The sequence below is a fragment of the Nonomuraea sp. NPDC002799 genome, assembly GCF_053592075.1.
In genome coordinates, this window is sequence record NZ_JBSFVA010000002.1 from 182,307 (window position 1) to 193,898 (window position 11,592).

General features: G+C 72.6%; 6 protein-coding genes. 2 read left to right on the plus strand and 4 right to left on the minus strand.

Annotation, left to right across the window (positions count from 1 at the left end):
• Positions 1-32: 32 nt before the first annotated feature.
• Positions 33-3,449 (plus strand): M28 family peptidase, encoded by a 3,417-nt coding sequence (locus ACWD0F_RS04780; RefSeq protein WP_449872558.1) that lies wholly within the window; start codon positions 33-35, stop codon positions 3,447-3,449.
• 132 nt (positions 3,450-3,581) lie between these two features.
• Here ACWD0F_RS04780 and ACWD0F_RS04785 read toward each other — a convergent pair whose 3' ends face one another.
• Together ACWD0F_RS04785 and ACWD0F_RS04790 are read right to left on the minus strand one after the other, a co-directional pair.
• Positions 3,582-6,428, minus strand: coding sequence for an ATP-binding protein (locus tag ACWD0F_RS04785; RefSeq protein ID WP_449872559.1), 2,847 nt, complete (start codon positions 6,426-6,428; stop codon positions 3,582-3,584).
• A gap of 199 nt (positions 6,429-6,627) precedes the next feature.
• Positions 6,628-8,154, minus strand: a complete 1,527-nt coding sequence (locus tag ACWD0F_RS04790) for an MDR family MFS transporter (protein WP_449872937.1) — start codon at positions 8,152-8,154, stop codon at positions 6,628-6,630.
• A 147-nt stretch (positions 8,155-8,301) separates the two neighbouring features.
• Here ACWD0F_RS04790 and ACWD0F_RS04795 point away from each other — a divergent pair, with 147 nt between their 5' ends.
• Positions 8,302-8,880 carry a TetR/AcrR family transcriptional regulator gene (locus tag ACWD0F_RS04795; RefSeq protein WP_449872560.1) on the plus strand — a complete coding sequence of 193 codons (579 nt, stop codon included), beginning with the start codon at positions 8,302-8,304 and terminating at the stop codon, positions 8,878-8,880.
• Between the two features lie 67 nt (positions 8,881-8,947).
• On the opposite strand, the gene ACWD0F_RS04800 is transcribed toward ACWD0F_RS04795, so the two are convergent.
• Both ACWD0F_RS04800 and ACWD0F_RS04805 read right to left on the minus strand, forming a co-directional pair.
• The gene (locus ACWD0F_RS04800) at positions 8,948-10,147 is read right to left on the minus strand and encodes a tetratricopeptide repeat protein (protein ID WP_449872561.1); all 1,200 of its coding nucleotides are present in this window, start codon (positions 10,145-10,147) and stop codon (positions 8,948-8,950) included.
• The gene (locus ACWD0F_RS04805) at positions 10,144-11,478 is read right to left on the minus strand and encodes an AAA family ATPase (protein ID WP_449872562.1); all 1,335 of its coding nucleotides are present in this window, start codon (positions 11,476-11,478) and stop codon (positions 10,144-10,146) included. The genes ACWD0F_RS04800 and ACWD0F_RS04805 overlap by 4 nt, the downstream gene beginning before the upstream one ends.
• Positions 11,479-11,592 lie beyond the last annotated feature (114 nt).

Below are 11,592 nucleotides of genomic sequence, written 5' to 3' on the forward strand. Positions count from 1 at the left end.
CGGCCCGGGGAAAGCCGAAAGGAGCACCACGCGTGAAACGCCAAGCCTTACTCGCGGCGGTCGTGGGCATCGCCACGGCCGCGACGCTGGCCTCGCCGGCGCAGTCCGCGGCGGCCAGACCACCCGGCGCCGTCCCTGAGCAGCAGAGCTCGGTCAAGCAGGTCGCGGCCGACCCGGCGTCGCTCGCGGCGGCGGTCGCCGACAAGGCCGTCTCCAGCCAGCTCGACGAGCTCACCCGGGGTCCCGACGAGGCCTACAGCCGCGTCGGCGTCACGCCGGGCGCGAGCGAGATGTTCTACGTCGCGTACGAGCGCACGTACAAGGGCCTGCCGATGGTCGGCGGCGACGCCGTCGTGGTCACCGACGCGCTCGGGAACGTCAGGGACACCGTCGCGGCGGCGGGCCCGAGCCCGCGCGACGTGCCGACCAGGGCCACGATCAGCGCCGAGCGGGCGACCGAGACGGCCAGGACCACGTTGTCGCGGGTGGACGACACCGCCGCGCCGCGCCTGGTCGTGCTGGCCTGGGGCGAGCGGCCGAAGCTGGCCTGGGAGGCCGTGGTCAGCGGCATCGCCCAAGGCAAGCCGAGCATCCAGCACGTGTTCGTGGACGCGCGGACCGGCAAGATCGCCGACTCCTACGACCTCGTCCGCGCGGGCACCGGCAACGGCTTCTACTACGGCCAGGTCACCATCAACACGAGCGGCTCCGGCAGCTCGTACGCGATGACCGACACGACCAGGCCCGGCGTCCAGTGCGGCGGCCAGGGCGGCACCGCCTACACCGGCACGGACGACGCGTGGGGCACCGGCTCCGGCACCAACCTGGAGACGGCCTGCGTGGACGCGCTCTACGGCGTGCAGCGCGAATGGGACATGCTGCGTGACTGGCTGGGCCGCAACGGCATCAACGGCAGCGGCCGGGGCTTCCCCGCGCGGGTGGGCCTCGCGGACGTCAACGCCTACTGGAACGGCAGCTACACCAACTTCGGCCACAACCAGGCCAACACCCAGCAGGCGACCCCGATCGACGTCGTGGCCCACGAGTTCGGCCACGCCATCTTCCAGACCACCCCGGGCGGCGCCGGCTCCGGCAACGAGAACGGCGGCCTGAACGAGGCGACGGGCGACATCTTCGGCGCGCTCACCGAGGCGTTCGCCGCCAATGCCAACGACCCGGCCGACTACCTGGTCGGCGAGGAGGTCAATCTGGTCGGGCAGGGGCCGATCAGGAACATGTACAACCCGAGCGCGCTCGGCGACCCGAACTGCTGGTCCTCCTCGATCCCGAGCACCGAGGTGCACGCGGCGGCGGGCCCGCTGAACCACTGGTTCTACCTGCTGGCCGAGGGCAGCGCCCCGGGCGGCGGCAAGCCGTCCAGCCCGATCTGCTCCGGAGGCCCCTCGTCGGTGACCGGCATCGGCATCCAGAAGGCCGGCAAGATCTTCATGGGCGCGCTCGGCCGCAAGACCTCGGCCTGGCGCTACACCAACGTCCGCGCGGCTTCAGTCGCGGCCGTGATCGAGCTGTACGGCGCCGCCAGCGCCGAGTGCAACACCACCAAGGCGGCGTGGAGCGCGGTCAGCGTGGCGGCGGCGTCGGGCGAGCCCGCGTGCGGCACGGCGGGCAACGACTTCTCGCTCACGCTCAACCCGGCGTCCGGCAGCACCCAGCCGGGCACGCAGGTGACGGCCACCGTCAACACGCAGACCACCTCCGGCAGCGCCCAGACCGTGAGCCTGACCGCGTCCGGACTGCCCGGCGGCACCACGGCCGGCTTCAGCCCGTCCTCGGTGACCTCGGGCAACTCCTCGACGCTGACACTGACGGTCGGCTCATCGACCGCGCAGGGCCAGTACGCGATCACCGTCACCGGAGCCGGCTCGACGTCGCACTCCGCCACCTACACCCTCACGGTCGGGCAGGCCCCCGGCGGCGGCGACCCGCCCGACATCAGCCTGACCAACATCAAGACGCACCTGGCGCAGTTCCAGTCGATCGCGACCGCCAACGGCGGCAACCGCAGGTCCACGACCAGCGGCTACCTCGCGTCGGTCACCTACATCGAGGACAAGCTGCGCGCCGCCGGCTACACCGTCGTCCGGCAGAGCTGCACCACCACGTTCTGCACCAGCGGCGCCGGCCCGAACCTGATCGCGGACTGGCCGGGCGGCGACGCCAACCAGGTCATCATGTCCGGCGCCCACCTCGACAGCGTCGCGGCCGGCCCCGGCATCAACGACAACGGCTCGGGCTCGGCCAACCTGCTCGAAGTCGCGCTCACCCTGGCGCAGCGGAACCCGGCGATGAGCAAGCACGTCAGGTTCGGCTGGTGGACGGACGAGGAGCAGGGGCTGAACGGCTCCGAGTTCTACGTCAACTCGCTCAGCGCCACCGAGCGGTCGCGGATCCAGGTCTACTACAACTACGACATGACGGGCTCGACCAACGGCGGCTACTTCATCAACAACATCACCACCACCGGGGCCGCCTACCTCAAGGAGTTCTACGACCGGCTGAGCCTGCAGCCCGAGGAGAACGTCGAGGGCGCCAACCGCTCCGACGACGCCTCCTTCCGCAACGCCGGCATCGCCAGCTCCGGCGTGGCGGCGGGTGCCAGCGCGACGAAGACGTCGGCGCAGGCGGCCAAGTGGGGTGGCACGGCGGGACGCGCGTACGACTCCTGCTACCACGCCTCCTGCGACACCACCACCAACATCAACGACACCGTCCTGGACCGGGCGGCGGACGCGGCGGCGTACGCGGTCTGGAAGCAGGCGGTCGGCGGCACGCCGCCCGCGCGTGACTTCTCGATCTCGGCGAGCCCGGCCTCCGGCACGGTGCAGGCCGGCTCGCCGGCCACGTCCACGATCGGCACGAGCACCACGGCCGGCACGGCGCAGACCGTGAACCTGTCGGCCGGCGGCCTGCCGACCGGCGCCACGGCCACGTTCTCCCCGGCCTCGGTGACCACGGGCGGCTCGTCGACGCTGACGATCGCGACCTCGCCCACCACGCCGGCCGGCGGCTACACCGTCACGGTGACCGGCACCGGTGAGACGGCGACGCGCACGACGACGTACGCGCTGACCGTCCAGGGCACCTCCGGCGGCCGGACGTTCACCAACGACACCAACTATCCGATCTACGACTACAGCAACACCCAGAGCTCGATCACGTCCACGGCGAGCGGCACGGCCGTCACGCCGGTGCGGCTGTCCATCACGATCAGCCACACCTGCGCCGAGGACCTCGACATCTGGGTACGCGGCCCGAACGGCACCTGGTACGCCGTCGACAGGTACGGCGGCACGACCTGCACGCAGTACGGCACCAGGACGTTCTCCGTCCCGGTGAGCCAGCAGGCGGCCGGCACCTGGGTGCTCGACATCGAGGACGTCTACTCCGGTGACACCGGGGTCCTCGACTCCTGGAGCATCACCGTCTGACCCGCCACCCCAGGGAGCCCCGCCCGCTCGTCCGGACGGGGCTCCCGCACGTGTGCCACTAGCGCGGCGGCTCCCGCACGTCCGCCCTGGTGCTCCTAGCGCGGCGGCTCCCGCACGTCCGCCCTGGTGCTCCTAGTGCGGCGGCTCGCGCACGTCCGCCCTGGTGCGCACGCCGAGCTTCTGCAGCACCCGGGCCACGTGCGTGTCCACCGTGCGGCGGGACAGGAACAGCACCTCGGCGATCTCCCTGTTCGTCCGCCCGAGCACGACCAGCCTGGCCACCTCGCTCTCCCTCGGCGACAACACGCCGCCGTGGCCCTTCCGGCCCCGGCGCGGCGCGCTGGAGGGACCGATCTCGCGCAGCCGCCGCCGGCATCGGGCCGCGTCGTGGGTGGCCCCCAGCGCGGCGTACCGCTCGCCCGCGTCGGCCACCAGATCGGCGGCGCCCGTCCGGTCCCCGAGCGCGAGCCGCGCGCCGGCCTCGGACTCCACCGCCTGCGCCGCGCCGTACGGCCTGGACATCGCCTCGTACGCCCGCCGCGCCCCTGCGTAGCACCGCGCCGACTCCTCGAACCGGCCGGCGTGCCCGGCCAGCGCGCCCCGGGCGGCGTCCAGCCCCGCGTGCGCGGACGGCGCGTTCCTGCCCTCGATCCCGGCCGCGAACTCGGCCACCAGGTCGGCCGCCTCCCCGGACCGCCCGGCCCGCAGCAGCGCGACGACGGCGGCCGGCACGAGCTGGTCGCCCCACACCCACACGCCCTTGCGGCGCAGCCTGCTCACCGCCAGGTCCGCCTCCAGCAGCGCGCTCTCCAGGGAGTCACGCGTCAGGTGCAGCTCGATCAGCCCGCCGGAGCCCGAGAGGGCCACGGGCAGGAAGCCCGAGTCCATGTCCTGAACCCCGGCCGCCTCCAGATGTTCGCCGGCCTCGTCCCACTCGCCCCTGGCCCTGGCCAGCACGCCGAGCGCCAGCCGGGCCTCCACCGCCAGCAGCGGCGCCTCGAAGGTCATCTCCAGGGCGGCGAGTGCCCGCTCGCGCAGGCCGTCCCAGCGGCCGGTCAGCAGGTCCAGCCGGATCGACGACATCTCCACCAGGAACACCGGGTAGAGCGCGCCGGTCTCCTCGGCGATCCGCCTGCTCTGGTCGCCGAACCGCGCGGCCGCCGCGTAGTGCCCCAGCGCGAGCGCGGCGTCGTACAGGTTGGAGTAGGCGCGGGCCACCTGCCGGCGCACCGCCGTGCAGGGGTCGTTGACCGGCAGCGTGGCCACCAGCTCGAACGCGTCGGGGGAGCCGATGAGCATGGCGAGGCTGACCTTGTTGGCGAGCACGGCGGCGGTCAGCTCGGGATCCTGGTCCTCGACGAGCAGTTTCTCCGCGCGGGCCATCCACTCCTCGTGCATGGTGAGCGGCTCGCCGCCCCACACCGGCATCGCCAGCAGGGCCAGGCCGCGGGCGGCGAGGCTGGGGCTGTCGTCCAGGTCGGGGAGCGCGGCGAGGATCTCCTGGCGGCCGGCGGTGATCGCGCCGGCCTGGTTCGACAGGAGCACGCCGAGGTTGAGCCTGGCCTCGCCGCGTACCCGCCGGGACAGGAAGTCGTCGGACAGCAGGTGGCGCAGGATGCGGACGACCCGCCGGTGCGACAGGCCGATGGCGGCGACCCGGCTCAGCCGGAGCGTGAGCGGGCCGCGGGCGTCACGCGGGAGCTTCGGGTCGGCGAGCAGCCCTTCGAGCACCTCGACCGCGAGCGGGATGTCGCCGAGCGCGGCGGCGTGGTCGGCTGCAGCGCTGCCGTGCCGCTGCCACGCCGCGAAGTCGCCCGCGCGGCGGGCGTGGTAAGCGAGCTGGACCAGCGGCGGCGGGTCGAGGACGGCCAGCGCGGCCATGGCCCGCTGGTGGGTGCGGCGGCGGTCGGGGCCGGGGATCGCGTCGTAGACGGCCTGCTGGGCGAGGGCGTGGCGGAAGGCGTACTGGCCGTCGCGGTCTTCCAGCAACACGCCCGCCTTGAGCGCCTCGCTCAGCCCCGGCTGCGCGGTGCCGGACACGGCGGCGATCAGCGGTTCGTCGGCGGGCAGGCCCAGGACGGCGGCGGCGTGCACGGCGCGCAGCGCGGCGGGGGAGAGCCCGGTGAGCTGCTCGGCCATCGCCTCGCGCAGCAGCAGCGGCACGGCCATGCGGTCGAGCACGTCGGGCTCGTCGGGTAATCGGCCCTCGTCATCGAGCAACGAGCGCACCACCTCCTCGATCACGAACGGCACCCCGGCGGTGCGTTCGTGCAGCTTCGCGGCGAAGCCGGTGGAGGGAGCGGGCCGGCCGAGCAGCGCGCCGGTCAGGCTGCGCACCCCTTCGACGTCGAGGGGCGTCAGCGAGATCACCTCGCTGCGCACACCGGGCGGACGCCGGTAGGCGTGCCCGAACGGCAGGCCGGGCACCGGAAGGTCCTCCCGGCGGAACGTCACCACCAGCGCCAGCCCCTCAGGCGGCTGGTCGGTGAGGAAGCGCAGCAGGTCCCGTGTGCCATCGTCGGCCCAGTGCAGGTCTTCGACCACCAGTACGACGGGGCCGGCGGCGGCCAGCAGCGCGTGCACCGCGCGGAAGAGGCGGTGCCGCTGGGCCCGCGGATCGTCGTGCGGCGGCGGCGACGGGTCCGGTGGCAGATGGCCCGACAACTCGGGCAGGTAGCCGCGCAGCGCGCCGGTGACCGGGCTGAGCCGGTCCGAGCCCGGCAGCGCGGGGCCGGCGTGCCGCAGCGCGTCGAACACCGGCCCGTACGGGAACGGCTCGCGGATCTGGTGGCAGTGGCCGAGCAGCACCGTGCGCTCGCCGTGGCGCAGCCGGTCGATCGCCGCCCGGACGATGCGGGTCTTGCCGATGCCGGCCTCGCCCTGCACCTGGGTCACGGCGGGCGGGCTGGTGATGGCGCCGATGAGCGAGCGTAACTGGGCGTCACGTCCGACCAACGCGGGAGAAGCCAGGCTTGTCATCGGGGTCTCCGTAACAGTGCAGGTTTACTCCCCCTGTCGGAATACTGTTATCCACTAAGGGTCAGCGGCGGTCAAGGTGGCGGCGTCAGAAGGCGTGCGAGCCCGCCCGCGACCAGGGTTCGCACACCTTCGGGTGTGCGGACCCCGCCCGCGACCAGGCTCGCACGCGTTCGACGCCGTCCAGGGACGCCCGCGCGGCTTACGCCGAAGCCGTCGCCTTCTCCGCGGACGGGGCCGGCCCGGCGGGCAGGTCGATGCTGTCGCGGAGCTTGACCGGCTTGAGGAACAGCGTGGCCAGCACGCCCGCCGCCGCGATGAACGCCGAGACGAGGAAGATGTGCCCGGTGGCGTCGCCGTAGGCCGCGCGCACGATGGTCAGGAACGGCTCCGGCAACGAGGCGATGTCCAGGTTGCCGGTGCTCGCGCCCGCCTTGTCGGGGTCGATGCCGACCTTGGTCAGCCCTTCGTTGATGCCGGCGGTGACCTGGTTGGCCAGCACCGCGCCCAGCACGGACACGCCGATGGTGCCGCCGAGCGAGCGGAAGAAGGTGACAGCGCCACTGGCCGCGCCCAGTTCGCGCAGCGGGACGGTGTTCTGGATGGCCAGCACGAGGTTCTGCATCGACATGCCGACGCCGATGCCGACCAGCAACATCGCGCCCATCATGAGCGGGATGGGGGTCAGGTGGTCGGTCGTGGACAGGATGAAGAAGCCGATGGTGAGCACGACCGAGCCGGTCACGATGTACGGCTTGACGTTGCCGCTCTTGGAGATCATCCGCCCGGTGATCGTCGAGGACAGCAGCACGCCGAGCATCAGCGGGATCGTGAGCAGTCCCGCCTGGGTCGGGCTGAAGCCGCGGCCGGTCTGGAAGTACTGGCCGAGGAAGACCGAGCCGCCGAACATGGCCATGCCGACCGCCAGGCTGGCCACGATGGCCAGGGCGGGGGTGCGCCGCCGGATGACGTGCAGCGGCACGACCGGCTCCTTGGCCACGGACTCGACCCAGGTCGCCAGTGCCAGGAGCACCACGCCGCCGCCGGCCATCGCGGCGGTCTGCCAGGAGGCCCACTCGAAGGAGTTGCCCACGAAGGTGACCCAGATGAGCAGCACGCTGACGCCCGCGGCGATCAGGGTGGCGCCCAGGTAGTCGATCTTGACGTCGGGGCGGCGGACGGTGACCACCTTCAGCGTCTTCTGCAGCAGGAAGAAGGCGACCACGGTGAACGGCAGCGCGATGAAGAAGCACCAGCGCCAGCCCAGCCACGAGGTGTCGGCGATCAGGCCGCCGAGCAGCGGCCCGCCCACGGTGGCGACGGCCATGACGCCGCCCAGGTAGCCGTTGTACTTGCCGCGGTCCTTGGGGCTGATCATCGCGGCGATGATCACCTGTACGAGGACCTGCAGCGCGCCCATGCCGAGGCCCTGGAACGCGCGGAAGGTGATCAACATAGCGGTGTTCTGTGCGAAACCGCAGGCCAGCGAGCTGACCGCGAAGATCACGATAGAGATCTGGAGCAACAACTTCTTGCTGAACAGGTCGGCCAGCTTGCCCCAGATCGGGGTCGAAGCCGTGGAGGCCAGCAAGGACGCCGTGACCACCCAGGTGTACTGCGACTGCGTGCCCTTGAGCGCGCCGACGATCTGTGGCAGCGCCACCGAGACGATGGTGCTGCTGATCATCGCGACGAACAGGACGAGCAGCAGCCCGCTCAGGGCCTCCATGATCTGGCGCGTGGACATCGATTGCGAGTCCTGGGCCGTGGGTGCGCTCACGCGCGGACCTCCCCTAAGGGTCTTGAGTAAAGATGTGCTCATTGGGCAACTTTTCCCACTGAGCATATATTCCCCAAAGGTAGGATGAACCACATCATGGACACCACGGTTGGTCTGCGCGAGCGCAAGAAGGCCGAGACGCGGCAGGCGGTGCACGAGGCGGCGCTGCGGCTCGTCGTCGAGCACGGCCTCGACGACGTCACCGTGGAGGCGATCGCCGACGCGGCCAACATCTCGCGCCGGACGTTCTCCAACTACTTCGCGGGCAAGGAGGACGCGCTGCTCTACGGGGAGGAGCAGCGCGTGCGGCAGCTCGTGGGCCAGGTCCGCGCCCAGCCCGCCGAGCAGACGGCCTGGCAGGCGCTCTGCGCGGCCGTGAAGTTGCTCGTCGAGGACGTGGGCGAGCCCGAGCGCGAGTGGTCCCAGCGCACCCGGCTGGCCAAGCGCCACCCCTCGTTGATGGCCAGGCAGCTCGCCAACCTCGCGGCGCTGGAGCGCGACCTGGCCGAGGTCATCGCCGAGCGCGAGAGCCCCGTCCCGCCCCGGGTGCTGGCGGCGGCCTTCATGACCGCGATGCGCCTGGCCATGCACCTGTGGACCGAGGAGGAGCAGGAGCGCACCATGCGCGAGGTCGTCCTGGAGACACTGGAGCATTTCGCGCGGCCGTTCGCCTGACGGGCGCCTGACGGGCGCCGTTAGATCGTGGCGGGGCGGCCGTCGTTCGCTTCCCGGGCTGACGCCGCTAGATCGTGGCGGGGCGGCCGTCGCTGACCAGGCGGCGTACGCCGGTCGCGATCCAGATCGTGGCCAGCCCCGCGTAGACCGGCAGCAGCGCGAGGACGGGCGCGGCCAGCAGCAGCGCGGCGGCGATGGCGACGACCAGCAGTCCCGCCCAGCCGTAGAGGATCCTGCGCCCGGCGGCCGAGCCCGTGTGCGCGGCCTCCTGCACGGGCGTGACCAGCGCCAGCACGGCCACCCCCGCGGTGCCCGCGGCCTCCTGCCCGAGCGCGATGCCCAGGGCGAGCAGCGCCGCGCCCGCGACCACGAGCGCGCAGCAGGCCACGGCGACGCGGGCCTCGCCGCCCTCGAAGAGCAGCCGGGTGGACTTGGCGCGGACCAGCCGCACCATCGTGCCCGCCTCGGCCACCCACGCCGCCCAGTGCAGCACCGCGATGAGGATGAAGACCACGATGAACGGCGGCGCGGCGGGCAGCAGGAACACCATCCGCCAGCCCCCGAGGAACCTGCGCTGGAACCTGCTCAGCAACCGGTAGAGCGGGTTGCGCTCCTTGAGCGCCGTCACGAGCAGATCCCTGGCCGACCCGAAGCCGGGGTCGAGCCGGAGCACCTCGCGGAAGGACTCCGCGGCCCGCCGGGGCTCACCGAAGGCCAGCGCCGCCCGGCCGGACACCAGGTGCGCGGTGGCACTCTCCGGATCGAGCTGGACGGCATGCGCCGCGGCGGCCTTGGCCGGCTCCGCCTCGCCCAGCTCCGTGTGCGCCAGCGACAGCAGGCTCACCAGGTCGGACTCCTGCGGATCGATGGCCAGCCCGCGCCGGGCCGCCCCGGCCGTCAGGTGCCACTCGCCCTTCAGCAGGTGGGCGCGGGCCAGCAACTCCCAGGTCGACGCCTCCTCGGGGGCGTGCGCGAGTGAGCTCCGGGCGGCGGCGATCGCCTGGTCGGCCTGACGGAGGCGGAGGTATACCTGCCCGGCCATGTAGTGCGGGTACCAGTGCTCGGGCGAGAGCCGTACCGCCTCGTGCGCCGCCTCGACCGCCTCCCGCGCGCGGCCCTGCTGGACCAGGGCGAGGGCCAGCAGGGCGTGCGCGGTGTCGTGCTGCGGCTGCTCGGTGAGCACGCCGCGCAGCTCCCGCTCGGCGTCGGCCGGGCGGCGCATCGACAGCAGCGTGCCGGCCCGCTGGATCGCGTCGCCGGTCTTCACCACTTGCCCTTGATCCAGGGCATCAGCTCGTCCCACGCGCCGGACTCGTTGGCGTGCAGCACGTAGTTGCGCGCGGTGGCCAGCCATTCGCGGACGGCGGTGGGCCTGGCGTCCTTGGCGACGGCCAGCAGGTCGGAGGTGGACATGGGGATGGGACGGCCCGCGCTGATCGACTGGCGCAGCTTGACCTCCACCGCGCGGTCCACCAGCCCCTTCAGGTCCGCGCCGACGAACTGGTCGGTGACCTTCGCCACCGCGTCGAAGTCCATCTCGGCCAGCGGCTTGTCGCGGCAGAGGATGCGCAGGATGGCCGCGCGGGCCGAGGCGTCGGGCGGCGGCACGAACACGAGCTGGTCGAACCGGCCGGGGCGGCGGAAGGCCACGTCGATGTACCAGGGCGCGTTCGTGGCCGCCAGCACCAGGACGCCCTCGTTGGCGCTCTCGTCCACCCCGTCGAGCTCGGCCAGGAACTGGTTGACGAGCTGGCGGGTGTGCGCCTGGCGCATGTCGGAGCGGCGGGCGGCGAGCGCGTCCACCTCGTCGAAGAAGAGCACGCACGGGCGGTTGCGCCGGGCCAGCTCGAACGTGGCGCGCAGGTTGCGCTCGCTGGAGCCGACGTACATGTCGAGGATGTCGGCCAGGCCGACGTTGACGAACGCCGCGCCGAGCTCGCCGGCGGCGGCCCTGGCCAGGTGGGTCTTGCCCGCCCCTGGAGGGCCGTAGAGCAGGACGCCGCCGCCGGCCCGCTTGCCGTACGCGGCGAAGAGCTCGGGCTGCTGGATCGGCAGCAGGAGCTTGACCCGCAGCGCCTCCTTGACCGCCTCCATGCCGGCCACGTCGGCGAAGGTGAACTTCGACCGTTCCACCTCCGCGCTGCTCGGCGCGGGGTCCGCCGGCGCGGGCGCCGCGTACGCGGGCTGCGTCTGGGGCGGCCCCGACAGCCGGGCGGCCAGTTCGGGGTCGGCGACGGACGGATCGCGCGAGATCGCCTCGTGATAGCGGTAGCCGGCCTTGCCCGTCTCGGCCTCGCCGAGCAGCGCCCTGGCCGCGAGCACGCCGAGCCGCGGCGGGTAGCCGGGCGTGGCCAGGAACGGTTCGAGCGCCGCCAGCGCCGCGCCGTACGCGCTCTGCCGGACGAACGCCTCCGCCAGCCCCGCCGTGATGTCCACGTCCTTGGGCGCGAGCAGCAGCGCGGCGCGGAACTCCGCCTCGGCGTCGGCCAGGTAGCCCCTGGTCAGGAGCTGCTCGGCGAGATGCCGCCGGAGGGGGAGATTGTCCGGAGACAGGCGGGCCGCCTCGCGGAGCGCCTGGAGGCCGGCATCGTCGGGCACGGGCTTGATCCCTTCTGTCACGGAAGTCGATGGGTACCAAAAGTACGCAGGCTATCGGAATCTGGTTCAAAGATCCCTGGTAGTGCTGGGTATGCCTGCGAGCTCGCGGCACCG

Coding starts and splice junctions, on each gene's coding strand:
- ACWD0F_RS04785 (WP_449872559.1), bottom strand. CDS start 6,428: ATGACAAGCCTGGCTTCTCCCGCGTTGGTCGGACGTGACGCCCAGTTA.
- ACWD0F_RS04790 (WP_449872937.1), bottom strand. CDS start 8,154: ATGGAGGCCCTGAGCGGGCTGCTGCTCGTCCTGTTCGTCGCGATGATC.
- ACWD0F_RS04795 (WP_449872560.1), top strand. CDS start 8,302: ATGGACACCACGGTTGGTCTGCGCGAGCGCAAGAAGGCCGAGACGCGG.